Annotated in this window: 21 protein-coding genes and 2 tRNA genes; 12 read left to right on the plus strand and 11 right to left on the minus strand. The window is 30.2% G+C overall.

Annotated elements, in window-relative coordinates; genetic code table 11:
• Nucleotides 1-45: 45 nt before the first annotated feature.
• Nucleotides 46-1,704: an apolipoprotein N-acyltransferase gene (gene lnt / locus G8C41_RS07455; RefSeq protein ID WP_166007021.1), complete on the minus strand. Its 1,659-nt coding sequence runs from the start codon at nt 1,702-1,704 to the stop codon at nt 46-48.
• A gap of 47 nt (nt 1,705-1,751) precedes the next feature.
• Between lnt and G8C41_RS07460 the strand changes: the two genes are divergently transcribed.
• The 4 genes from G8C41_RS07460 (at nt 1,752) to mgtE (ending at nt 5,923) form a co-directional block, all read left to right on the plus strand.
• A complete protein-coding gene (locus tag G8C41_RS07460) occupies nt 1,752-2,330 on the plus strand; it encodes a rhodanese-like domain-containing protein (protein ID WP_166007023.1) in 579 nt (192 codons plus the stop codon).
• Nucleotides 2,331-2,353: 23 nt separating this feature from the next.
• Complete coding sequence (locus G8C41_RS07465) at nt 2,354-3,061, plus strand: hypothetical protein (protein ID WP_166007025.1); 708 nt, start codon at nt 2,354-2,356, stop codon at nt 3,059-3,061.
• Between the two features lie 163 nt (nt 3,062-3,224).
• Nucleotides 3,225-4,490 carry a DUF2130 domain-containing protein gene (locus G8C41_RS07470; protein WP_105297289.1) on the plus strand — a complete coding sequence of 422 codons (1,266 nt, stop codon included), beginning with the start codon at nt 3,225-3,227 and terminating at the stop codon, nt 4,488-4,490.
• Between the two features lie 95 nt (nt 4,491-4,585).
• Complete coding sequence (gene mgtE / locus G8C41_RS07475) at nt 4,586-5,923, plus strand: magnesium transporter (protein ID WP_166007027.1); 1,338 nt, start codon at nt 4,586-4,588, stop codon at nt 5,921-5,923.
• A gap of 1 nt (nt 5,924) precedes the next feature.
• On the opposite strand, the gene G8C41_RS07480 is transcribed toward mgtE, so the two are convergent.
• The 3 genes from G8C41_RS07480 to G8C41_RS07490 all read right to left on the minus strand — a co-directional run bounded on the left by G8C41_RS07480 (nt 5,925) and on the right by G8C41_RS07490 (nt 8,843).
• A complete protein-coding gene (locus tag G8C41_RS07480; RefSeq protein ID WP_166007029.1) occupies nt 5,925-7,016 on the minus strand; it encodes an ABC transporter substrate-binding protein in 1,092 nt (363 codons plus the stop codon).
• 1,636 nt (nt 7,017-8,652) lie between these two features.
• Nucleotides 8,653-8,736 (minus strand) — tRNA-Leu (locus G8C41_RS07485).
• Nucleotides 8,737-8,770: 34 nt separating this feature from the next.
• Nucleotides 8,771-8,843: transfer RNA gene (locus G8C41_RS07490), tRNA-Gly, on the minus strand.
• Nucleotides 8,844-9,120: 277 nt separating this feature from the next.
• Here G8C41_RS07490 and G8C41_RS07495 point away from each other — a divergent pair.
• The 4 genes from G8C41_RS07495 to G8C41_RS07510 all read left to right on the plus strand — a co-directional run bounded on the left by G8C41_RS07495 (nt 9,121) and on the right by G8C41_RS07510 (nt 14,347).
• A complete protein-coding gene (locus G8C41_RS07495) occupies nt 9,121-10,095 on the plus strand; it encodes an MlaD family protein (protein WP_166007031.1) in 975 nt (324 codons plus the stop codon).
• A gap of 43 nt (nt 10,096-10,138) precedes the next feature.
• A complete protein-coding gene (locus G8C41_RS07500; protein ID WP_166007033.1) occupies nt 10,139-11,458 on the plus strand; it encodes a (Fe-S)-binding protein in 1,320 nt (439 codons plus the stop codon).
• A gap of 32 nt (nt 11,459-11,490) precedes the next feature.
• On the plus strand, nt 11,491-12,273 hold the full coding sequence (locus G8C41_RS07505) for a (Fe-S)-binding protein (RefSeq protein WP_166007035.1): 783 nt from the start codon (nt 11,491-11,493) through the stop codon (nt 12,271-12,273).
• Nucleotides 12,274-12,577: 304 nt separating this feature from the next.
• The gene (locus tag G8C41_RS07510) at nt 12,578-14,347 is read left to right on the plus strand and encodes a mechanosensitive ion channel family protein (RefSeq protein ID WP_166007037.1); all 1,770 of its coding nucleotides are present in this window, start codon (nt 12,578-12,580) and stop codon (nt 14,345-14,347) included.
• A gap of 53 nt (nt 14,348-14,400) precedes the next feature.
• On the opposite strand, the gene G8C41_RS07515 is transcribed toward G8C41_RS07510, so the two are convergent.
• From G8C41_RS07515 to fmt, 3 genes are all read right to left on the minus strand, one after another.
• Entirely contained in the window at nt 14,401-15,120 is a 720-nt protein-coding gene (locus G8C41_RS07515) for a hypothetical protein (RefSeq protein WP_166007039.1), read from the minus strand.
• Between the two features lie 193 nt (nt 15,121-15,313).
• Nucleotides 15,314-16,123 (minus strand): HAD family hydrolase, encoded by an 810-nt coding sequence (locus G8C41_RS07520; RefSeq protein WP_166007041.1) that lies wholly within the window; start codon nt 16,121-16,123, stop codon nt 15,314-15,316.
• Between the two features lie 8 nt (nt 16,124-16,131).
• Nucleotides 16,132-17,094, minus strand: coding sequence for a methionyl-tRNA formyltransferase (gene fmt, locus G8C41_RS07525; protein ID WP_166007043.1), 963 nt, complete (start codon nt 17,092-17,094; stop codon nt 16,132-16,134).
• A gap of 149 nt (nt 17,095-17,243) precedes the next feature.
• On the opposite strand from fmt, the gene rplU reads away from it, so the two are divergent.
• Together rplU and rpmA are read left to right on the plus strand one after the other, a co-directional pair.
• A complete protein-coding gene (gene rplU, locus G8C41_RS07530; RefSeq protein WP_166007045.1) occupies nt 17,244-17,636 on the plus strand; it encodes a 50S ribosomal protein L21 in 393 nt (130 codons plus the stop codon).
• Between the two features lie 20 nt (nt 17,637-17,656).
• Nucleotides 17,657-17,926 carry a 50S ribosomal protein L27 gene (gene rpmA / locus G8C41_RS07535; RefSeq protein ID WP_160542760.1) on the plus strand — a complete coding sequence of 90 codons (270 nt, stop codon included), beginning with the start codon at nt 17,657-17,659 and terminating at the stop codon, nt 17,924-17,926.
• 163 nt (nt 17,927-18,089) lie between these two features.
• Here rpmA and G8C41_RS07540 read toward each other — a convergent pair whose 3' ends face one another.
• The 4 genes from G8C41_RS07540 to G8C41_RS07555 form a co-directional block, all read right to left on the minus strand.
• Nucleotides 18,090-19,049: an acyltransferase family protein gene (locus G8C41_RS07540; RefSeq protein ID WP_166007047.1), complete on the minus strand. Its 960-nt coding sequence runs from the start codon at nt 19,047-19,049 to the stop codon at nt 18,090-18,092.
• A 79-nt stretch (nt 19,050-19,128) separates the two neighbouring features.
• Nucleotides 19,129-19,899 carry a TatD family hydrolase gene (locus tag G8C41_RS07545; protein ID WP_166007049.1) on the minus strand — a complete coding sequence of 257 codons (771 nt, stop codon included), beginning with the start codon at nt 19,897-19,899 and terminating at the stop codon, nt 19,129-19,131.
• A gap of 29 nt (nt 19,900-19,928) precedes the next feature.
• Nucleotides 19,929-20,924: a GSCFA domain-containing protein gene (locus tag G8C41_RS07550; RefSeq protein ID WP_160568479.1), complete on the minus strand. Its 996-nt coding sequence runs from the start codon at nt 20,922-20,924 to the stop codon at nt 19,929-19,931.
• A gap of 5 nt (nt 20,925-20,929) precedes the next feature.
• Nucleotides 20,930-21,901 carry a polyprenyl synthetase family protein gene (locus tag G8C41_RS07555; protein WP_166007051.1) on the minus strand — a complete coding sequence of 324 codons (972 nt, stop codon included), beginning with the start codon at nt 21,899-21,901 and terminating at the stop codon, nt 20,930-20,932.
• A gap of 155 nt (nt 21,902-22,056) precedes the next feature.
• On the opposite strand from G8C41_RS07555, the gene G8C41_RS07560 reads away from it, so the two are divergent.
• Both G8C41_RS07560 and G8C41_RS07565 read left to right on the plus strand, forming a co-directional pair.
• Entirely contained in the window at nt 22,057-23,502 is a 1,446-nt protein-coding gene (locus G8C41_RS07560; protein ID WP_166007053.1) for an ATP-binding cassette domain-containing protein, read from the plus strand.
• Nucleotides 23,503-25,142: 1,640 nt separating this feature from the next.
• Entirely contained in the window at nt 25,143-26,633 is a 1,491-nt protein-coding gene (locus G8C41_RS07565) for a 2-isopropylmalate synthase (protein WP_166007055.1), read from the plus strand.
• Nucleotides 26,634-26,668 lie beyond the last annotated feature (35 nt).

Below are 26,668 nucleotides of genomic sequence, written 5' to 3' on the forward strand. Positions count from 1 at the left end.
TGCAAATTAACAAATTATTTTTGACTCTACCAACTTTTTTACTTTTTATTTTTTGATATTGTGTTTCCTTTTTAGGGAATTCTTATTTATTTTATTTAAAACGGTTTTGGATATCGCATAAGCCAATAATATTCCCGCCAGCAGCAATGCCAATCTGGCAATTACATCGCCGTATTTTACATAAGTTGTAAGTGAAGTATTTAAATTAATATCCCCCTTTAAAGCCCCCCGTTTTCCATAATCTAATTTTTCCACGATATCTCCCCGTTGGTTTATAAATGCTGAAATTCCACTATTGGCTGAGCGCCCTATATCTCTTCTGGTTTCAATGGCTCGTAATCGCGCATAAGCCAACAACTGCTTATGTCCTTGCGAATCGCTCCACCAAGAGTCATTGGTCATTATAAATAATGCGTTAGCTCCTTTTTTCACAAATTCTCCGACATATTCCCCATATATGCTTTCATAGCATATTATGGGAGCGGCTTTTAATCGATTCTTCGAATTTGTGAATATAGTCGGATGGTCTTGTACTCCTAAACTTTCCATAGATCCGCCAAAATTCATCATATATTCTCCAAGTATAGGCTTTAATACGGATGCATAAGGGAAATGTTCTACTCCTACCACTAATTTTGACTTATTATAATATTCAACCGGATCATTCAAATTTACCTGTACGGCAGAATTATAAAGATCAATCCATTGGTTATACTGTTTGAGATAACGGGCTGTAGGAGTTTGTTGTTGGGTAAAATGTTCAGCTAACGATCCTCCCGACACCAAACTTAATTGAGGATAATTTTTCAGCCATTGCTTTATTTGAGTTATGTAGATATCGTTTTCAAGATTGTTTACCATTACGAATCCATTTCCCGGAAAAGCGGTTTCAGGAGCAACTACAAATTGTGTGGCAGGGGTTATTTCTTTATCTACTGTTTGTAATAATTCTTGAAGAATTACAGTCCCGTCCAAACGATACTTATCGGCATATGGGTCAAGTGCCGGTTGAGCTAAAACCACTTCTATTTTTTCAAAAGCTTTTTCATGATACGATTGATATCTAAGGAGGGAAATAGCCAGGGGAATCCCTATAATGGCCAGGTTATAGCATAGAGATTTCCATATATAGGTTTTATTATGCGTAACTTGATAAGCTCGTAGGTAATAAAAGAATATCAGGTTTGCTGTTAATACCCATAAAGTTCCGCCCAAAGTGCCGGTTACTTCATACCATTGAATGGTTTCAGGATAATTGGCAAAGGCATTTCCTAAATTCAGCCAGGGCCAAGACATTTCCCAAGTTAAATGAAATTTTTCAAAACAGATCCAAAGGGTTGGAAAGAAAATAATCCCGAAGCGAGTACCTGTTTTTCTTTTTACAAAATGAAAAAAAGTAAAAACGAAAGCCATTAACAAGCTGTTTACGAATAGAGGAAACAAAAATGCCATCCAAGAATGGGACCCGTCCGGATTTTGGGCGAAATGCAGCCATTGGGTTGCTCCCCAGTTCCAAAGGAAAAAGGCTAAATAGGAAAATCCAAAAACCTTCCAATCGGAGAATTTTTCTTTTTTTACAGTAATATCATGTTCAACCAATAAAAGGGGAACAAAAGCAATAAACAGCAAAAAGGGAAAGCCATATGCAGGCCAAGACAGAGCAAGAAGCAATCCGCTGACTATTGCCGGAATAAATCTTTTCATATACTTGTAAAAATAGTTATTTTTGAGTTTTTAAACGCTTCAAATCTATGAATAAATTATTTTTTATAGTTCTGTTCTCTTTGATTTTACTTTCGTGTAAAACTCATCACAGGGAATCAGTGAATACCTATACTACCCCACCCGAAGTAGGAATTCTTACTTCCGATTTACCCAGATATAGCAAACCTCCGGCATCCGTAAATCCTGTTAAATTAGATGAGTCTCTTTCTTCTTTAAAAAAAGACAGCATAGTTACTTCTAAGGATACCGTTTCTTCTGCCTACCACACAATTAATAGAGAAAATCCTTTAATTCAAACAGTTCCGGTATCCACCTTTTCATGGGAAATAGGAATACGCCAAACGCAGATTGTTGATGTACGAACACTGGTTGAATACAAAAGTGGCCATATATATGATGCTGTTAATATGAGCGTAGATGATCCCAGCTTTGAAAACCAAATTCAAGAATTAGATAAAAACAGTCCGGTAGCCGTTTATTGTAAATCCGGAATAAGAAGTTTTTATGCGGCTAATGTTTTAAAAGATCATGGGTTTCAAATCATTTATAATTTAGACGGAGGACTTAACAGCTGGTTGAAAAATGGAAAGGAACTTGTAAAGTAAAAAATAATTATAATCATTAATATATGAAGTCTATCTCAAAAATCTTAATTCTATGTTATTCAATTGTTTTACTAATAAGTTGTTCCATACGCGAGGAAATTACGTTCAATCCTGAAGGCAATCTTACGTATTCTTATTTGATCGATGCCGGTGAATTTATGAAAATTATGCCTGATAGTCTGAATAAAGGTATTTATAAAGACACTCTAATTTCATTCAACAACTTACTTACTCAAAAAAAGGATAGCATATCAAAATTATCTCTCGAGAATCAAAAAAAGTTAGAAGCACTTAAGCCTCTATTTATCAAAGTGCACCAAGATGAAAAGAAAGGGGAATTTTATGTATTGATTTACGGGGATTTTACCAATAGTGCGTCTTTAAATTCTGCTCTCGCCGCTTTAAATTCTATTGATAATTCAAAAAACAATCCTTCTAAAAACATGGAATTTCTCACCAACTCAACTTTTCATTGGAAGGGCAACGTATTTAGTAAAAAGTCCGTGAAATCCGAAAGTTTAAAAAATGATTCTGTGGCTCAAAGCATTCTCCCCTTATTTACCGGTGGTACTTTTAAAACCATTTATACGTTTCCGAAAGAAATAAAGAAAGTAAACAACTCTTCGGCCGTAATTTCTCAAGACAAAAAAAGTCTTTCTATGGTATTTGATGCTTCCGAGTATTTGGCTGCTCCTCAAAAAACGGATTTAAAAGTGGAGCTGGTAAAATAATTACATAAAATTAGTACTTAGTACAATTTTTATTTTATACTTCTTGCAATGAAGTAACATGAAGCCGGTTTCAGTTGTAAAATCTAAGACAGCCTCCTAATAACTCATTTACATTTATTTACATATTTTGTACCTTTGCGTTGTTAAATAGTAAATGTGTACTATGAATTCTCAAACTCAGATAAAATGCCCGAATTGTGGAAATGTAATCGATGTAAATGATATTCTTAAACATCAATTAGAGGAATCCATAAAGAAAGAATACCAAGAAAAATTTCTTTCATCTCAGAAAGAACTTCAAGAAAAAAACAATTTATTGGAGCGGCAAAAAGAAGAATTTGAGGCCAAGAAGAAGAAAGAGAATGAAATTTTTCAGGAAAGACTCTCTAAAATAACCAAAGAAAAGACTCTTGAAATTGAAAGTTATTTGAAAAAGAAAATTGAGGAAGAGAATCAAGAACGCATTTTTCTTTATGAAAAAGAATTAGCCGAAAAATCTGAAAAGCTTCAAGAGTTAAATAAGATGCAAGCGGAAATTTTCAAATTAAGTAGAGAAAAAGAAGAGTTGAAAGCCGTTTTTGAAGCAGAAGCTCAAAAAAAATTAAACGATGAACTTTTACGAGAAAGAGAAAAAATTCGCAAACAAGAAAATGAAAAAAATGAGTTAAAGTTTAAGGAATTACTTAAACAACTGGAAGATCAGAAAAGGCTCACCGAAGAAATGAAGCGAAAACAAGAACAAGGATCCATGCAATTGCAGGGAGAAGTTCAGGAATTAGCTATAGAAGAATGGTTAGCTCAAAATTTTCCTTTAGATACTATTAACGAAATAAAAAAAGGGGTCCGTGGTGCCGACTGCCTTCAAATTGTAAATACCCGTGAAATCCAAAATTGCGGTTCAATTTATTATGAAAGTAAAAGAACTAAAGATTTCCAAAACTCATGGATTGAAAAATTCAAAAATGATATCCGTGAGAAAAAAGCAAATACCGGGGTTCTTATTACTGAAGTAATGCCTTCAGACATGGACCGAATGGGAATGAAAGAGGGCATTTGGATTTGTACCTATAATGAATTTAAGGGGTTGAGTGCCGTTTTAAGACATTCCATCATTCAATTCAGTACCATTATCAAATCCCAAGAAAATAAAGGCGATAAGATGGAAATGCTCTATGATTTTCTTACCGGAAATGAATTCCGTTTACGAATAGAAGGTATTGTAGAAGGATTTACTCAAATGCAAGATGAGCTTAGTAAAGAAAAAAGGGCAATGATGAATATATGGTCCAAACGGGAAAAGCAAATCGAAAAGGTAATAGAAAATACAATTTCCATGTACGGCTCCATTAAAGGAATAGCAGGAAATGCAATTCAAAATATACAAGCTTTAGAATTAAATTCTGACGAAACCTTAGGCTTTGATGAATAAATAATATACACAATACTAAAAAATATGCTTCTTTATATATAATTTAGAATTATATTTGCAGTACTCTTCAATAACATAACCTAAAAAAAAAGTCTATGGAAAAAAATATCTTTGAAGGCACTCCTATTGAAGATCTTCACCCAAATGACATCGCAGAACAACTTGAAGAGCTTTCCGAAAAAGATCGGATTTTAAACTTTTTTCTGCTTCCTCGTAATCAAAAAACGGATGTTTTTACGTATTTAGATCCTAAAATTCAACAAGAATTGTTGCATGGTTTAGGTAAAAAAGACATTGCCGATTTGTTAAACGAAATGGCTCCGGATGACCGTACAGAATTTTTTGTGGATCTGCCGGACGATCTTATTAAAAACACCATAAATTTATTAGACGAAAACGAGAGAAAAATTGCTTTACAGCTTTTAGGATATCCGGAAGACAGCGTAGGACGTTTAATGACGCCCAATTATATACAAGCTAAAAAATACTGGACAGTAAAACATACCTTACAACATATTAAAAAATATGGAAGGAAAGCAGAAACTCTAAATTTCATTTACATTGTCGATGAGAATGACAAGTTACTGGATGACATCAAAATAGGAAAGTTATTACTTGCCGATGATGACAGTAAATTGGAAGAATTAGGAGATGACAATTTCATTGCTTTAAAAAGCATGATGAACCAGGAGGATGCCATTCGCGTTTTTGAAGATTATGACCGAAGCACCCTTCCAGTTATTTCCGAAACCGGGGTATTGGTTGGTATAGTTACCGTGGATGATATCTTGGATATTGTTAAGGAACGTGATACGGAAGATATACAAAAATTTGGTGGTGTGGAAGCTTTGGATATTCCTTATCGTGATACTCCACTCTTAACTTTATTTAGAAAACGGGCCGGATGGTTAATCATACTTTTTCTTGGAGAAATGCTTACCGCCAGTGCTATGGTCCATTTTGAAGAGGAAATTGAAAAGGCCGTGGTTTTAGCCCTTTTTGTGCCTCTAATTATATCCAGTGGGGGAAATTCCGGATCTCAAGCGGCTACCCTGATTATACGGGCTATGGCTTTGCATGAAATCAAATTGAAAGACTGGTGGTACGTTATGAAAAAAGAAATTTTTTCGGGTCTATTATTAGGGATCACTTTAGGAGTAATTGGTTTCATCAGAATACTTATATGGCAAAATCTTAATTTTTACGATTATGGTTCTCATTGGTTGCTCATCGGAATTACGGTTGCTACTTCACTTATCGGAATCGTATTGTGGGGAACCCTTTCCGGTTCTATGATTCCTTTTATTTTGCGTTTATTTAAATTGGACCCTGCTACCTCCTCTGCTCCTTTTGTGGCAACGATGGTGGACGTAACCGGATTAATTATTTATTTTACTATTGCTTCTCTAATTTTAAGCGGTGTGTTACTTTAATTTATTCTAATTTCCGTAAATACGTTAATTGGTATTCAGGAACTAGTTCGGGATGTATGATTTTAATAAGATCCGATAATACTTTATCCGCATAAATGCTTCCGTACTCGTAGTAGTCATTAGCGAATGATTGGTTTTCTTTATTATTTAATGCATATACATTTCCTGATTGATACGCTTTAAACCATGCATAGTTTGTATTGGAATTTAACAAATCTCTTTTGGATTTAAAATTACTGGTTCCTATCCATAAATCGGCATTTTTAGCTTTACTTAGGACTTCTTCAAAAGTCATGGGAACCGATCCTGAATTTGTATTATCCTGCCATAAATAATGAGCTCCTGCATCTCTGAAAAGAGTAGCTAGAAAGCTTTTTCCTCCTGCCATATACCAGGAATCTCCATACATAATTCCGGTAAAAACGGTGGGTTTCATACTAATATGAGCCGATTTTTCTTTTAAATTTAAATAGTTTTCTTTTACTATAGAAAAGATGCTGTCGGCCTTTGGGAGCTGTTTAAAAACTGTTCCGAATAATTTCAAATATTCTGTTTTTCCTAATGGATGTAATTCCATAAATTCTTCTACATAAAGAATTTTAATACCCTGCTTAGACAGTTGATTTAAAATTTTTTCATAATTGGGGTTATGTCCGGATATAATTAAATCCGGTTTTAAAGCTAAGATTTTTTCAAAATTTAACGTTCCGTCATTTCCTATATCTTCGATGGTTTTGTTTTTAATTTTTTCTTTGATTTTTGGATTATAGAAATAATGGGGTGAACAAACACCTACAATGGAGTTAATCTCTCCCAATGCATCAATATACGCCGAGGCGGAAGTAGTAGTAATTACACATCGTTTACTTTTGTAATGCTGCGGAAAAACTAAACTACGGCCCGCTGATGTTATAATTAGTTGATTATTTTCATTTTGAATTGAAAAATTAGTGGCGTATTCGTTTTTAGAAGCAACCATGTTTTCTATTGACTTGTTGCATGAAAATAAAACAATCGCAAATACACAAAAAATGAATATTTTCCTCATAAACAATTCATGATTTTCGTTACCAAAACTACATAAAGTAAACATTTTTTTAATTTATAAATACACATATTTTTATTTTAGCAGTATTTCGATTTAAATCTTAAATCTATTATCCCAAAATTAAGACTTCCTATTTTGAACTTTTTTTGAACTTTCTATTATAATCGTTTTTTTATTCATTACTATTTTAAAATTTAAAATCTTTAGTTATATATAATATAAGAATATAGATTTTAGGGATATATAAATATATCAATTATTATAAAATTTATAATTTTATTGTTTAACCTATATTTTTTTTGATATTTTTTTATTATATTTTAAATCTCGGGAAGAATTATCGCTCTCCCCGTGATATTTATTACTCATATTAAATTTAAAATATTTTTTGAACTATTTTTATCTATAAAGAGAAAGATATATAAAATATATAATATGACTTAAAATGGATAGTTAAAATTTATTGAAATAGCTACGTTAATTTTAAAATTAACTATAATAATTATTAAAAAACAAATGCCAAAAAAAGTATTTTTTTGGCATTTGAAATTTATTTACTCTTTTTGATTAAATAAATTATTACAAAATTTTAGTGTTAATAAACCCTGATTACGAATTTATTACATCAAATGTAAGAAATTTAACCTTTGGCTGTTACCGTAATTTAATAATTAAAATAATAATTTCAAAATAGATGAATTATTCACAATATATATCTTGTATTATATTTTATCTCTTAAAAAATAAGATGAAAAAATAATAATTATCAATAAGTATAAAATTGACATTATTTATATTAAATAAAAATTATGTTAAAAATTAATATTTTAAAAACAAACCCATTATTTTATCCATCATTTTATTGAAAATCATTGTTTTATATACCTAAACAAATTAAAATATGAGATATTGAGCTTAGTATTTCTTATATTTTTATGAAATTATATATTCATAAAATTTATAAAAACTAAAATTAATGTTTGATTCATTTTTATTTTTTATCTTAGATTAGCTATTATGTTTATAATTAATTATTTGTTTTCATTAAAAATTAATTTTATTGCTGTTTTAATAGAATGATAAAAGCAACAAAACAAGAAAAAGACATAGCTCTTGAAATATTACATTGTGCTTTCTTTAATGTACTTATTCCAAATTCAATTAACTTCACGATAAAAAAGATCATAAGAGGCATGAAAGATTAATAGCTCCAATGGATTATCAATTTAAAATGTCAATGAAATATGGAGAAGTTTTTATTTGTGATGACAAAAATGGCTATGTATTATATATCGATAAATATATTCCAGTTTACAAAAGATTAGTTGGGAAATTGAACTTCTTTTAAAATGTATAGGCATTGAGAATACTTTTAAAACCCTGAAAAAGAGAAAATATTTAAAAACTCCTACCCTTTTAACTTTTGATAAATTAAAGGAGTTTATTAATTATCATATGGTTAAGTATCTTAATATAATCGGCTCATTACTCAAATCCGTTATTTTCAATGCTATATTTGTCTAATAATCAATAAATCACAAAATAATGAAGAAAAATTTAGATTATTATTCATGACTATATTAAAAGGAGGATAAATATTTAAAATGATTGTGTGAGAGATAATTCCCAAATAAAAAAACCGCTAATCTTTTGAATTTCAAAATGATTAACGGTCTTTGAGTACCCCAGACGGGACTTGAACCCGTACAGCCTAATGGCCACAGGATTTTAAGTCCTGCGTGTCTACCAATTCCACCACCGGGGCATTAGTATTTTTAGTATTTTAATTATCAAACCTGAGCGAAAAACGGGACTCGAACCCGCGACCCCGACCTTGGCAAGGTCGTGCTCTACCAGCTGAGCTATTTTCGCGCTTCAATTAACGTCTTTCTTGTAAATTGGTTTGCAAATATAGAATTGATTTTTCTTATCTGCAAACTTTTTTTTCATTTTTTAAACTATTTTTACTCTTACATGATTTATACCATTAGTATTCAATCTATTAAAAAATTACTAATTTAGTAACGCTTAGGCTAAAAAGGTTTCAAAACTTCTATTTATATCTGATTTATGCATCTTCAACTTAAAAAAAAGAATAGAATTTTTATTAATTGTTTATATTTGTCGAAAAGTTATTCAAAATTTAAAAGTGAAAGCAAGAAAGGAATTTACAGCGGGTATAATAGTAATTGTAACTTTATTAGCCTTTTGGTGGTTGTTTAAATTTTTAAAAGCGCAAAACGTTTTTACAAATCAAAACACCTATTATGTAAAATATAATAAAGTAGAAGGCTTATCTAAATCTAAAAATGTAAATATAAACGGCTTAAAAGTCGGAATGGTGGAATCTATCATTCCTGTACCAACCAAAACTAAAAATATAAGCTTTATTGTAGCAATAAATGTTGATAAAGATTATAAATTTTCTAAAAATTCTGTAGCTCAAATAGTTACCAGTTTTATGAATGGTGCAGAAATTAATTTGGTTTTAGCTGAAGATCAAGCAGAAATAGCAAAAACAGGAGATACTTTGAAAGGAAGTTTATTGCCGGGCCTAATGGATTTAGCCGAAGAAAAGATAAAACCAATTAGTGATAATGCCAATAAAGTTTTATTAAGACTGGATTCTACTCTAGCTTCAACTAATAAACTTCTTAATGAAAAAAATCGACAAAATATAGAATCTTCCTTAGCAAATTTAAATCAAGCTATTGCAGAATTCAATAAGTTAGGTAAAGGAGCGAACCAATTACTGGCTAATAATTCTTCAAAAATTAATTTAGCTATAGATAATGCCAATAAAATGATGGTAACAACCAATACTACGGTTGAAAAATATGGAATGATGGCTGATAAGATCAATAAAGCAGATTTAGATGTTGCCGTTAAAAAATTAGAATCAACGTTAAATAATCTTAACGAAATATCCGGTAAAATAAATTCGGGAGAAGGCTCAATGGGCAAACTAATGAATGATCCCGGTTTATATACTAACTTAACTCAAGCTTCGAAAAATTTAAGTGTTTTATTGGATGATTTAAAAACCAATCCAAAAAGATATGTTCACTTTTCAATTTTCGGAGGTGGCGGAAAAAAGAGTAAACAAGAAGGAACAGCCAAATAATATAGTATGTTATAAGGGTTGAATATCCACTAATACACTATTTATGGATTACATACAGAGCATCATATTCTTACTTCTTGCATTCGCAGGAATTGGATTGTTTGTTCGTAATATCCTTAAAATAAAAAGAAATATATTATTAGGTAAAGCAGAAAACCGTTCGGATAATCCCTCCAAAAGATGGAAATTAGTTTTACGTATTGCCGTTGGGCAAGGGAAAATGTTAGCCCGTCCGGTTGCCGGAATTTTACATCTTGTTGTATATATAGGATTTGTCATCATAAATATAGAATTAATTGAAATATTTGTTGATGGTATATGGGGAACCCATCGGTATTTCGGAAAAATTCTCCCCTCTCCTCTTTATAATTTGACAACTGGAACGGTAGATATTCTATCATTTTCTGTTTTAATTGCGGTAACCCTATTTTTTATACGGAGAAATATAATCAAAGTTCCAAGGCTTAATTCTAAAGATTTGCTGGGTTGGCCGCATATGGACGGAAATCTAATTTTGATTATTGAGTTCTTAATGATGCTTTCTTTGCTCATTATGAATGCTGCCGATTTTACTCTTCAAAAAAAAGGTATTTTATATTCATGCGGATTTTTTCCAGTAAGCAATTGCATTTTTAATAACGTATTTTCGACTTTTTCAGTTGAAAGTTTGTATATAATGCAAAAATCAGCCTGGTGGTTTCATTACCTCGGGGTTCTCTTTTTTTTAAATTACTTATATTTTTCCAAACACTTACATATCCTATTTGCTTTTCCAAATACTTATTTTGCTAACCTTCAAAAACAAGGTCAACTTAATGATTTGGACTCTGTAACTAAAGAAGTAAAATTATTATTAGATCCCAATGCTGATCCTTATCAAGCATCAACGGAAGAATCAGTACCTGAAAAATTCGGAGTCAGTGACGCTACTGATTTATCTTGGATCCAATTATTGAATGCATATACCTGCACTGAGTGTGGAAGATGTACATCAAGTTGTCCGGCAAACTTAACCGGAAAAAAATTATCTCCAAGAAAAATCATGATGGATGTTCGTGATCGTATCGAGGAAATCGGTAGAAATATTGACAAAAACGGGAATTTTTTAGATGACGGCAAACAACTTTTAGGTAACTATATTACTCCTGAAGAGATTTGGGCTTGTACAACTTGTAATGCTTGTGTGGAGGCTTGTCCGTTATTGATAAACCCTCTTTCCATACTAATTGATTTGCGCAGATATTTAGTAATGGAGAAAACTGCTGCTCCTAGCGAATTAAATTCTATGATGAGCAATATTGAAAATAATAATGCCCCTTGGCAATTCAGTCAAAATGATAGAGCCAATTGGACTAAAGAATAATTTTAATTTATTTTTGTAAATAAACGTAAAATATGGAACGACCTATTAAAACTATGGCAGAATTTAAGGCAGAAGGAAAATCCCCTGAAATACTTTTTTGGGTGGGATGTGCCGGAAGTTTTGATGATCGAGCCAAAAAAATAACAAAATCATTTGCTTCTTTACTTCAAAAGGCCAATATTGAATTTGCTATTTTAGGGCAGGAAGAAGGTTGTACCGGAGATCCGGCCAAAAGAGCCGGAAATGAATTTCTATTTCAAATGCAGGCCTTGATGAATATTGAAGTTTTGAATTCATATGAAATAAAAAAAATTGTTACCGCTTGTCCTCATTGTTTTAATACTCTAAAAAATGAATATCCTCAATTAGGAGGCACATATGAAGTTTTACATCATACACAGTTTTTACTTTCTCTTTTAAATGAAGGAAGAATAAAAGTTAAGGGAGGAATTTATAAAGGAAAAAAGATAACTTTCCATGATCCCTGTTATTTGGGAAGAGCTAATGATGTGTATGAAGCTCCTCGTGAATTGTTGGCCCAATTGGAAGTTAATTTGTTAGAGATGAAAAGATGTAAACAAAACGGTTTATGTTGCGGTGCGGGTGGAGCACAAATGTTTAAAGAACCGGAACCCGGTATCAAAGATATCAATGTTGAGCGAACAGAAGAGGCTTTACTACTTAATCCCGATATAATAGCAACGGGATGTCCTTTTTGCAATACAATGCTTACAGACGGTCTTCAATCAAAAAATAATAACTCTCAAATCTATGTTAAAGATTTAGCAGAGTTATTGAATGAAAATTTAAGCTAATCTTATCCACCTCTCCTACTTATAATTCTTTTTTATTATAACTGTATCTTATTCAGTTAAATATATCATAATCTGTCTTAAATATTTATTTTTTATTTTGAAATATTATTAGTTTATTTGCTTTAAAATAAAATATTTATTCCATTAATTACTATTTATATTATATAACAAATTTGAAAAAAACTATTATATTGTATTAAAATTATAGTTCTTGAATAGTAATCTTTAGTTGATCAATTTCTTTAAATTTATCATAAATCATTTAAAAATTAATTACGTACACCAAGCCAATAAAAACCACCTCATGAGAAAAACTAACCGAAAAATATATTTTGTTATCCTATATTTATACACAGCGATAGGTATATATGCTCAACATATTAATGAAAAGAATAACATACACGAAGATTCCCTATTATCCAAAGAAAAAAAAGATTCGCTTAAGATTCAAGAACTTAAAATGCAAGTTCAGGAATTAAAATTAAGCCAAATTGCCCTTCTGAATGAAAAGAAAAATATGGGAAAAACCGATTCCCTAAAAAAAGCATTACAAAAAAAACAAATTGACTCATTACGGGCGATCACCAAAGGGTATCCTGTTGTAATCGATAATGACACTTTATTTAATTTATATGCTCGGAGAGGCGGCGTAATGCCCGCAGACCGGGCAAGTAAGGTAAAGGAAGTGATAATAGCGGAAGGAAAAAAACTAAAGCTTAAGCCCGATTCTATATACATGTATGAAACCGAATACGTTACAGATATTATGTCCGGAGACAAGGTTATAATTACTTTATCGGATCAAGATGGTTTATGGCAAAATACCACTCGTCAAGATCTTGCAAAAAAATATACAGCAATTATTTCCAAAAAAATATCTGAATTACACTCCAAATATGGTCTTCAACAAAAAATTAAGTCATTTTTAATTTTATTTTTAGTCATTATTGCTCAAATAATTGCCATATATTTTACCCAAAAATTATTTATAAAAATTAAGAGTCGCCTAAAAAAAATAATTAATGAGAAATTCAAAGCGAATAAATTTCTTACCAATGATCGACAGGAAGTTTTATTGGTTTCTATAACAAAAGTTACCAAATATTCATTTATCATTGTCCAATTAATTATATCTATATTTATCATATTTTCAATTTTCCCTGAAACAGAAAAATATGTATATCACATGTTTACTTTTATGGGAAATCTTGCTAAAGACATGGGAAATACCATTATTCATTATATTCCCAATTTAGTTAAGATAATTTTTATATACTTAATTTTCAAATACATAATAAAAATATTAAAGTATTTTTCAGGAGAAATAGCTGAAGAAAGAATTAAAATCAAAGGTTTCTATCCGGATTGGGCGCATTCAACGTTCAATATACTTCGATTTTTACTTTATTCTTTTATGTTTATTATGATTTGGCCACTACTTCCTAATTCTAATTCTCCCGCCTTTCAAGGGATTTCCGTATTTATCGGTCTTATTATATCATTAGGATCTACTACCGTAATAGGAAACTTAATGTCCGGATTGGTTATTACTTATATGCGTGCATTTAAAATCGGAGATCAGATTAAGCTGAATGATACGATTGGTAATGTCGTAGAAAAAACACCTTTTGTAACGAGAGTTAGAACTTCAAAAAATGAATTGATTACTATTCCTAATTCTTTTATTCTTTCTTCTCAAACAGTTAATTATAGCGCTTCGGCAAGAAATTACGGGATTATAATATATTCAGATATTACGGTGGGTTATGATATTCCCCGCAAACAAGTAGAAGATTTACTTATTGAAGCGGCTACTAATGCAGAAGGAGTGTTAAAAAATCCTGCTCCATTTGTATTGGTGAAAGAATTGGAAGATTTCTATTGCTGTTATCAGATTAACGCCTATACGGATCGGGATTTGGCTATGCCTAAAGTTTATTCAAATCTTCATAAAAATATTATGGATCGTTTTCATGAAGAAGGAATTGAAATTTTATCGCCTCATTTTTATGCAGAACGCGATGGTAATGAAATTGTAATGCCTTCCCAATACAAACACCAATCCAATGATTGAATTGATACAATATAATAAAAAAGGCCTTAAAAAGGCCTTTTCTTCTTTTATATTTATAGTTTAAATTGGGAATCGTCTAGTTTAGGATTTATTTTATAGCTGGTTATCGTTTGAACCGCTGTTTGACCGGGTACTTTGGTTTTTATTTTGGTGGAGAACTTATATCCTTCAAAATCTTTGTAATCTGAATATTCTTTTGATACAACTTCATTTTCTTTTATAGTTTCTTCTTTTACTTTAAATCCCGTTTCTACATCGAAATAAAGAATAGTTTTAATGGGTCCTTCTGTAACCGTGATTTTATAAACTTCTCTACCGTCTAAATTTTTCTTACCGTCTAACACCGCATTATCTTTGGTAATATACAATTCTGAAAAAATCCCTTTCTTAACTTTCATTTCATTTAATTCATCTTTTTCACCGGTTGCGGGTAAATTTGAAAATAATTTTTTCCCGTCAAAACCTTTAATAATGGTCTGGCCCATGATTGATATTTTAGATACAAATTTATTAGGTGCTTTGTATTTAATTTCTAAATCAGCAGGTTCCGGCAACTGAGCAAATGTTATTTTGCCCTCAGAAATCAAAGTGGTTATTTGTTGTAATTTTTCTTTACTACCGGCCACAGCAACATAATAATGATTTAAAACGGATTCTAATGTTGGTTCTTTTTCAATCTCTTTGGATAAGAGAGTAAAATGAGTACCGGCTACCACATTTGCTTTCGCTATAAGAGAAATAACCAGTAATAAGGTAAGTATTTTTCTTTTCATTTTTTTATTATTTAAAAAATTAATATGTATTATTTAAAATTGATAATTTACAGAGTTATTAATAAAACAACCATTGAATTCAGCCGGTATATTTAACTGTTTTCTTATTCATAAATTTCTTTTCAGAGTTATTCATAAATAATGATCCTATTTTAAAATATTCTGATCATTTAGAGACTTAGGCTTACATGTACTATCTTTCTCTTTGTGCTATTACCTCCTTTAAAATATTTAAAACCCCATCTTCATCATTGGAATCTGTTTTAAATTTGGAAATTTCCTGTAATTTAGGATGTGCATTTTTCATTGCGTAACTAAAATGGCTTTCCTGCATCATTCCTATATCGTTTAAAAAATCTCCAAAAGCCATAGTTTCTGCTTTAGATATGTTTAATATTTCTTGAACTTCTTTTAAAGCAAATCCTTTATCGGCATTTTTAACAGAAATATCCAGCCATAATTTACCTGATACAACTACTTGGTAATTTTCACTAAGGTGTTTCACATAAGGTAAAATATTTTCTTCCGAACCTACACTGTTGTATATCGCCATTTTAACAATCTGATCATCAATAGGCTCCTGAAAGCTCGGAATAATTTTCCTTTTAGGATAATAGGGAGCTATTTGTTTTTCAAATTCCGAAAATCCTTCTTCAATATATGCACTTTTTATACCGCATAAAAGCATTTGAGTATCGGGTAAGGGACGTATCAATTGGGCTACTTCATGGATAACATTTTGATCCAATTCATGGATAAATAACTGCTTTCCTCTGTGTACTACATTTCCTCCATTTTCAGCAATAAAATATATTTCGTTCTTAATTTTTTCAAAAACCCCTAAGAGACTTTCATATTGTCTTCCACTTGCTACGACAAATTTTATATCCAACTTTTTCAGTTTTTCATATATTGTAAAGAACTCTTGATTGAGTGTATAATCTGAATGAAGCAGTGTTCCATCCATATCTGTAACTACCAGTTTTAACTTACTATAGTCCATATATTATTTTAGTTAGCTTTTAAATTATGTTTTATTGTTAATCCGTTTATAAAATCTGAAATTCCCATTCTTTTCTTTCCTTCTAATTGAACTTCAGTTAAAAAATAGAATCCATCGGCGGCTGCAATTTTAAATGTTTTTTTGCCTTCAATACATACAGTTCCAATATCTAGAATATGTTTTTCAATTTTATAATGCCCCTTATAAATTTTTAATATTTTAGACTCTCCATTTATCGACAAATGGGTAAAAGCAGCAGGATAAGGACTTAAACCTCTTATTAAATTGTGTATATTTTCTAAAGGTGCATCCCAATGTATTTGACAATCTTCTTTAAATAATTTAGGAGCATATTTATATTCAACCCCCTCTTTTAAAATTTGTTTTTGAGGTTTTAATGTTCCTTCTGAAAGGCCTTCAAGAGTTTTTACTACTAATTGTTTTCCTAAATTTTTTAGTTTATCATGTAAAATTCCGGCGTCATCGGAATCCTCAATTTCTGTCTTAGCTTGCAACAAAATTTCACCGGTATCAATTTTATCATCAATAAAAAATGTGGTAACCCCCGATTCTTTATCCCCGTTGATAATAGCAAAGTTAATAGGTGAAGCTCCTCTGTACTGAGGCAATAAGGATGCATGTAAATTAAAAGTTCCTAATTTTGGAATAGACCAAACTTCTTTAGGCAATAAACGAAAAGCTACAATAACGATTACATCCGGATTTAATTGTTGAAGCTGATTTATAAATTCGGGATCTTTCATTTTTGCGGGTTGGAACAAGGTCAAATTTTGACTTACTGCATATTTTTTAACGGCTGATTCAGCCATTTTTTGTCCTCTTCCTGCCGGTTTATCAGGAGTAGTTACTACTCCAACTACTTCATATCCGGATTTTATTATTTCTTCTAAAGGAGCTACAGCAAACTCCGGAGTTCCCATGTAGACTATTCTTAGAGCTTTTTTTGTCATGTAAAATACGCGTATAAATTTTGTATAATACAAAGGTAAACATTGTATTTTTTGTATTATACATTTATCTCTTTTTTATATTTATACAATTTACATTTTTGTTCTGAAAAAAATCATTATATTTGCAGTTCAAAAAAAACGAAAATTTTATGTATGCAATTGTAGAGATAGCAGGGCTTCAATACAAAGTTGAGCAAGACCAAAAATTGTTCGTAAACCGTTTAAAAGCAAATATTGACGATGAAGTTACTTTTGACAAAGTATTGCTTATCGATAACGGTTCTGTAACAGTTGGCGCCCCGGTTATTAATGGAGTGACAGTAGTCGCTAAAGTTTTAGATCAAGTAAAAGGAGACAAAGTAATTGTTTTCAAAAAGAAAAGAAGAAAAGGTTACAAAGTAAAAAATGGTCACAGACAACAATTTACTCAAATTCAAATTGTTTCCATAGGTGGTGCAGAAGCTCCTAAAAAGGCAGCAAAAAAAGCAGCTCCTAAAAAAGAAAAAGAAGCGGAAGTTAAAGAAGTAAAAGCAGAAGATTAATTTAATAAAGTAATTAAAGCATGGCACACAAGAAAGGAGTTGGTAGCTCCAAAAACGGTAGAGAATCACATTCCAAAAGATTAGGAGTAAAGATTTTCGGTGGTCAAGACGCCAAAGCAGGTAACATCTTAGTGAGACAAAGAGGAACAACTCATCACCCAGGTGATAATGTTGGAATGGGAAAAGACCATACTTTGTTTGCTCTTACAGATGGTGTAGTAGTTTTTAGAAAAAAACAAAATAATCGTTCTTATGTTTCAATACAACCTAGTACTGAAGCTCAAGCTTAAAATTTAATACGATTATATTAAAAATATGAAAATCCGGTAGTACTACCGGATTTTTTTTATTTGTTAACTTTTAAATAAAAAATCGACTTTATTGGTTTAATTAAATCAACAACAACTAAAAACTATGGCATACCATACCCTTAGGATTGATTTTTTAATTTAGTTATCTATGTACTATGATTTTTTTTAAATAATCTAATGGGGACATTATGAATTTAACAATTTTAAATGTTGCTAGATATAAACAAGTAATGACAATTAGAGCTGTAACACCTAAATTTAAGAGTAAGTTTGGGTTAAAATTCAATAGAGGAAATAAACCAACAAAAAAGAAATTTAAAATAATGTGATGCATCAAGTAAATTTCCAAAGTTTTAGAACCATATTTACCCAGGGTATCCGGTATTACATTTATGATTCCAATTGAAACCGTTATTGCTAAAACATACGCTAAAATCCTATATAAGAACCCTTCATATCGGGTATTATAATTTTTTATGTAAGGATCTTCCCCGAATAAAGAAATCAAAAATTCTTTATTTACAATGAAGTAAATACTAATAAATACTATAACCAAAAAAATTATTGTATATAATTTATTGATATTCCTTATCCTTACAATACTGACTTCCTTACAAAAGGCACCGAGTAAAAAATAAGGGAAAAAGGTAAGTATTCTGAACATGAAAATTTCGGAATCTAAAAATCCTATGACCAAAGGGAATAAAAAAGAGATTGATAAAAAAGAAACATTTGAAACCTTATCTTTTGCGATTAAAAATAAAAAACGCCATACTAATAATCCGATGATATACCATCCTTTGGGTTTAATAAAAAAAATTATCCAATTTTTAAATCCTGTAAAAATTAGAGGAAGTGAATAAATAAATTGGAATATGGTAAAAGTAATTATTAATGATATAAAAGATTTCTTATATTTTTCCCAGGTAATATTTTTTGAAAAATAACCGGAAATAAAAATAAATAATGGCATATGAAAGGTATAAATAAAACCAAAGATTGTATCCCTTATATGCCCGCTATTAAATTGCAAGGTATGTCCATAAACCATTAAGAAAATTAATCCGAATTTTAACGAATCAAAGAGCTTATTTCTTTGCATAAGAACTATATTTCATTTCCGAAGAATGTTATTTATCTTTTAGTAACCAGAGCAGTATTAGCTGTAGTTTTATTTATTATTATAATTTAAAAATTTTTCCGGCATTTTCAGAAGTTACAGCCCCTATTTTTTCAGGCAACATCTCATAGATATCTGAAAGTTTATCGGCAATAATTTTTAAATAGGATGATTCATTTCTTTTGCCACGAAAAGGAGAAGGTGCCAAATATGGAGAATCAGTTTCCAAAACAATCTTTTCAATAGGAATTTCTTTTAAAAATTGATCAATTTTTCCATTTTTAAAAGTAACAACTCCTCCGATTCCCAAATAAAAGCCTAAATCTATGAACTCTTTTGCCTGTTCTAAGTTACCCGTAAAACAATGAATTATGCCATACAAATTCGTATCTTTTTCTTTTCTTACTATTTCCAATACTTCATTAAAAGCTTCTCTAACATGAATAACGATCGGAAGTTTATATTGTTTAGCTAATTGAATTTGTTTTATAAAAGCATACTTTTGAATTTCCAAAGTTGAAGTATCCCAAAATAAATCCAATCCTATTTCTCCAACGGCTGCAAATTTTTCCTCGGAAAGTTTATTTTCAATAAAGGCTAATTCCTTTTCGTATGAATCTAATTTTACATCGCAAGGATGAAGCCCCATCATTAAAAACATGTTTTCAGGATATTTATTTTTAAGTTCTTCCATCTTAGGGTAATAAGATGAATTTATGGAAGGTAAGTAAAAACGTTGTACTCCATGATCCAGGGCTCTTTGAATCACTTCTTCTCTATCGTGATCAAATTGTTCGGAATATAAATGAGTATGACTATCTATTAATAGCATTGTTTAATTTGAGTATTTTTTAACTTATCTTAATAAGAATCATTCATTTTTTTTCTTAATTCCTGATATTCTTCTTTAAAAGCACCCGGTGGTAAAAGTGGCTCTAAATTCTGAATATTTTTTACAATACTATATAAAAATTTTTTATAGGCTATCGTATGGGTATTTTGAATTTTGTGTTGTAAAGAAGCGTTTACTTTTTTCACCATTTGCATGGTTGAAAATTCATCAGGTGAAATATGAGCGTTTTTAAATTTCTCCCATATATATTTTATGGCTACATCATTTGGATGAATTAAATCTTCTTTATAAAAACGATAATCCCGTAAATCATCCATCATAAATTCATACGATGGGAAATATTCACAATTATCGTACGATTCGACCACCGAATGGATGGCACATAAAAGCTTGGATTTACTTATATTATTTTCAACCAAACCATCTTTACTATGTCTTACCGGACTTAATGTAAAAAAAATTTTCATGTTTTTCTTTCCCATATCCGTCAACATTTCAATGATGTTTTTCAAAGAAGTTTTTATTTGATGTTCTGCCAATAATAATTTAGAAAAATGTGTATTCGGAATTTTATGACAATTAGCTACTATTATATCAAATTGATTTAATTTGTATACAAATGAAGTTCCTAAAGTAATTATAACCATATCGGTCTCTTGTAGAAACTTATTAGCTAAATTTATATTCTGATTGATATGAGATAACACCCTATCTTTAGATATATCATTAAAAGAAGAATGATGATCCCAACTTAAATATAATTCTTCATATTTGAAAAGTTCTGATGATTGATATTCTTCCTGGGAATAAATTCTCATGATTGCATTTTCAACAGCTAAAGGATGAAATATAACACCAAAAGGATTATGAAATACTGAAAACTTATACTGAGATAATTTATTGGAAATTTCGGTAGCGAAACAGGAACCTATAGTAAATATTTTACTTTTGTAATCAAGTTTAATTGAATTAGGATTATATGGTAATTCTGTTCTAAATATCATCTTTATTAACTTTCCCTAACTAATAAATAATCGATCAGTTTATAAAAAGACTGTTTTTTGGTAGCATCTGCTGTAACTTTATCTAAATAGTTTCTTGCTTGATCTGAATAGGTTTTAATTAATTCTAAACAAGAATCTCCAACATTCAAATCATTAAAAATAGCTAAAACTTCGTTTACTTTGTCTATATTTTCTCCTGTAATTGTATACCAACGATTTAATTTTTGTCTCTGTTCATCATTTGCTTTTTGTCGAGCTAAGATGTATAAGATCGTTTTCTTATTTTCAACAATATCTCCTGCATGTTTTTTTCCTACGGATTCTTGATTTCCAAATAAATCCAAATAATCATCCATTAATTGAAAAGCAATTCCCAATGATTTGCCAAATTCATACATATTTTTTGAGTCCTCTTCATCTGCTTCTGCTAATAATGCGCCCATTTGAAAAGCACAAGCACACAATACAGCCGTTTTCCCGGTAATCATGTGTATGTATTCTTCATATGACACATTCGATTGTTTTTCAAAATTCATATCATACTGCTGTCCTTCACAAACTTCTAAAGCAGTTTGGGAAAACAAATGAAAACATTTTTTAAATAATTGAGGTTCTAAGTCCTCTAACATTTGAAAAGACTTAACCATCAACGCATCCCCCGATAGAATTGCTACATTTTCATCATACTTAACATGAACGGTTTCTTTGCCTCTACGTAAAGTGGCTTTATCCATAATATCGTCATGCATCAAAGAGAAATTGTGAAAATACTCTATTCCCAAAGCGGGTTTTACAGCTCTTTCAATATTTCCTTTAAACAGATCACATGACATTAATAAAAATATAGGACGTAGTTGTTTTCCTCCTATTGATAAAATATAATTGATGGGGTCATAAAGTTGATGGGGAGGATTTGTTAATTTATGTTTATTTATAGCATCTCTAATGATTGATCTATATTTATCTAAAAAAGGCATTTTTTCGTATTTTCCTATATATATTGTTACAAAGATAAGGTTTTGTAAAATATTCTTCCTACCCTTGTGAATAAATTTACTATCAATATTTTACATTTGATAGGAATAATTATTTTTTTATAGATTATAAATATAAATAAAAAGGTATTTTTAAAATGAACACTATGGTAGAATTGGATAACATAATCCCACAAAAAGAATTTGCTAAATTTTCTACTCCTATAAATTGGAAAATAACACCTGCCCAACATTGGGCTGTCATTGGACCAAATGGAGCGGGAAAATCTTTATTAATTGATATTTTATTAGGCAAATATGCTTTACAAGAAGGTAAAATTAGTTATACTAAAAAATTTAATCATCTCTCTGATTTTATAAAAATAGTTGCTTTTAAGAATATTCATGCCCTTTCCAAGACTCAAAACAGCTATTACCAACAAAGGTGGAACAAAGGATTGGAAGATGAAACGCCCCAAGTTAAGGATCTATTATTCAAGAATACTGATTTACAATGGATGGAATATCTCATTTCCTTAGTAGGAATTGAAGACTTAATGGAGAAAAATATTGATCTCCTTTCGAGCGGAGAACTCAGAAAATTTTTAATTATTCAATCTTTATCCACTAAACCCGAGATTCTAATATTAGACAATCCGTATATTGGCTTAGATACTAAAGCCAGACAAGTTTTAGATCAGGTTTTACTCGACCTTAAAAATTTACAAAACTTACAGGTAATAGTACTCATCTCAAACATTGCTGATATTTCTCCAATCATTACTCAAGTTTTACCCATTATCAACAAAACATTATTCCCAAGTAAAACCTCTCAAGAATTTTTTGAAGATAAAAAACTGCAAAATGAATTGTTTCCTCATTTTGATTATGAATTAAAAAAACTTCCATACCCCTTTAATCAACCAAAGGAAATTAGTTATAACTATGCTTTACAATTAAATAATATAAATATCCGATATGGCAACCGAACCATTTTGAAAAACATATCTTGGAAAGTTAAAAAAGGTGAAAAATGGGCATTATCCGGTCCTAATGGCTCCGGAAAATCAACATTATTGAGTGTAATTGCTGCCGATAATCCTCAAGCGTATGCTAATGACATTCTCCTTTTTGATAAAAAAAGAGGAACAGGAGAAAGTATTTGGGATATTAAAAAGCATATAGGATATATATCACCGGAAATGCATTTATATTATCAAAAAAATGTAACATGCTTGGAAGTAGTTGGATCGGGATTTTTTGATACTATTGGTTTATACAGAAAATGTGATCAAGAGCAAATAAAAGTATCCTTGCAATGGATGGAAATTTTGGGAATTGAAAAACTTAAAAATTCTTCTTTTCTCTCTATATCGACAGGAGAACAACGTTTAGTTTTATTAGCTCGTGTATTTGTAAAAAATCCTTCGCTCGTTATTCTTGATGAACCCCTTCATGGACTGGATATGAATAATAAATTTCGTGTTTTGCAAATTATCGAAAAATTTTGTGATTCAAGCAAAGCTTTGATCTACGTGACCCACTATAAAGAAGAGCTACCTTCTTTAATAAATCATGAACTCTCCCTAACTAAAATACAATAAAATTCTATTTACAAAATCAAAAAGGTGTTTTATAGGCATGGTATGTATAAACTGTGTTGGGGACCAGTTCCCACCTAAGGGCAACCCTATAAATAAGATAATATATTTATTTAATGCGCAAACCTTAGCAGGTATTGATATATTTATAGATTTAAAAAAAACTGTTAGATGAATTTACCTGTACTAAGGTAAACAAAGTTATTATATTAGAAAGCCAAAACCATCTACCATAATCAACAGCAATCAAGCATATCAAAAGAATAGCTATATATTGACATGTTAAAAATAAAAATATATTATTTGATTTTAAACGAAAAATTTTTTTCAAATAAATAAACATGCTAAAAAAATTAAACAAGTATTTAAAAAAAAGCCTAAGAGATAAATTGGATGTTTTTTAAAAATAGGAATTTTCCACATAATTACCTCATCTGTTGAATTAAAGACCCAATAAAGCTCTTTAATACTATTCAAATGATCTGTTCCAAATTTATTCCAACTGTTTATAATTATATTTATATCCCTATTGCTGCCATTAAAACAAATTCCTACTAATAAAAAAACGAAAAAAGAAGGGATTAATAATGAAATTTTCTTAATAGATACACTATTTAAATTAGTAATATTGAGACAATAAAGGATTGGAAAAAAAGTAAAAACAAAATAAGCTTCATGTATAAGAATCATAAATATGCTCATCAAATTACATATTACAATTTTTAAATTAAAAGATTTTATTTTGTTAGTAACATATAATTGGAAAAGAAAATAAACAATCAATAAAACATCTAATGTAAAAAACATTTTATATGCAATAACATTAATAAGCATAAAGCTTCCAAATAATATATAAGGCTCTAACATTCTTTTATTATAAAAAACACCAAAAGAATTATAAGTATAATTTCAAAAATAGGTTGAAATTTAAAAGGTTCAATAGGTGTGTTATTAGCTAAAAAAAATAAAATACTCCCGAATAATCCCCTTATAATAAAACCTGCTTCATAATTTATATAAGCCCCTTTAATAATTAACCATTCATTGGAATAATAACCTATAAACTTTAGTTTAACTTCAATTAAAATAAAAAAATTTACTAATAAAGAGTTTTCTTTATCATATTCATATTTTACATTAATTATATAAGTGGACAAAAAAATAACTGTAGAAATAATTTATTTGAAATAAAATACCAAATATATATATTTTATTGTTCATTAAATTTCAGCAATTAATTAAAAATACTATATGATTATTAAATTAATAGTGTTTTGAATAATAGATAAAACAATAAGATATGAACTCGTTTTTTATTACAATTTGATAAATTTCAAATCTATAATTTCGCAAACCAAAAAAGTAGCGTCTTAAAAAATTATACAAATCAATATAAAGTAAAAATATTTTTTATTAAATTTATTTTGGCAATTAAAAAAATTATCATAATTTAGCGCCCAATTATAATTAATACAAAGAATGTCATTGTTTACTAACATAATTAGCATTATTCTGATTCTGGGTCAAGCTCAGGGTGAGTAATGCTTGTGTTGTAAATTATACAAAATATAAAAAGCCTTTCTCACTCTAAGGAGAAAGGCTTTTTAATGTTTTTTAATCACAAAAAGAAAACGATACCAAGGATGGATAAATTATTCATTTTCGACACTACTTTAAGGGATGGAGAACAGGTCCCGGGGTGTCAATTAAATACAATTGAAAAAATTGAAATTGCTAAAGCATTAGAAGAATTAGGGGTCGATGTTATTGAAGCCGGTTTTCCCATTTCGAGTCCGGGAGATTTCACTTCTGTAGAAGCTATTTCCAAAGCTGTAACAAACCCTACCATCTGCGCTCTAACCCGTGCTGTAGAAAGAGATATAGAAGTAGCTGCCGATGCTCTCAAATATGCCAAGAAAAAAAGAATACATACAGGAATCGGAACTTCTGATTTCCACATAAAATATAAATTTAACTCTACCAGAGAAGAAATCATAAAAAGAGCAGTTGCCGCAACTGCATATGCAAAAAAATTCGTTGAAGATGTTGAGTTCTATGCTGAAGATGCGGGAAGAACTGACAATGAATACTTAGCCCAAGTGGTCCAAGCAGTTGTTAATGCAGGAGCAACAGTTATCAATATCCCTGATACCACCGGATACTGTCTACCTACAGAATATGGCGAAAAAATAAAATACCTAATTGACCATGTAGATATGAAAAATGCCATCTTATCTACTCACTGCCATCAAGATTTAGGAATGGCAACAGCCAACTCACTTATGGGAGTTATCAATGGCGCCAGACAAGTAGAGGTAACCATTAACGGAATTGGTGAGAGAGCAGGAAATACATCACTTGAAGAAGTTGTTATGGCTATAAAAAGTCATAAAGAATTATCTATTGACACAAATATTAATACAAAGAAAATATACCCGGTAAGCAAAATGGTTTCCAGCTTAATGAATATGCCTGTTCAACCTAATAAGGCAATAGTTGGTAGAAATGCTTTTGCCCATTCTTCCGGAATTCATCAAGACGGAGTATTAAAAAATCTTTCAACTTACGAAATCATTGATCCTAAAGAAGTTGGAATAGATGACAATGCTATAGTGCTTACCGCCCGAAGTGGTCGTCATGCCCTTAAAAGCAGACTGAACTTACTAGGAATTAAAGTAGAAGCGAATGAATTAGCCAATATTTACGAACGATTTTTAGAACTTGCTGATAAAAAGAAAGATATTAATGACGATGATCTTTTAATATTAGTAGGAAAAGAACCTAATGAAAGTAACCGTATAAAACTCGATTACTTACAAGTTACTTCCGGAAAAGGAATTAAAAATGCTGCAATTGTTACCCTAAATATAGCCGGCGAAAAATTCACTTCGACTTCTTTCGGAAACGGACCTGTAGATGCAGCAATTAACACCGTAAGAGACATTCTTAAAAAACAAATGACTATTCATGAGTTTTTAATTCAGGCTATTAACAAAGGAAGTGACGACTTAGGAAAAGTTCACATGCAAGTTGAATATAAGGGTAAAAATTATTACGGATTTTCAGCAAATACCGATATTGTGACTGCTTCCGTTGAAGCTTATCTTGATGCAATAAATAAATTTACCGTTTAACACTATATACAAAACCAATTAAAAAAGAGAATATA

The sequence above is a fragment of the Apibacter sp. B3706 genome, assembly GCF_011082725.1.
In the GTDB taxonomy this organism is placed as follows: domain Bacteria; phylum Bacteroidota; class Bacteroidia; order Flavobacteriales; family Weeksellaceae; genus Apibacter.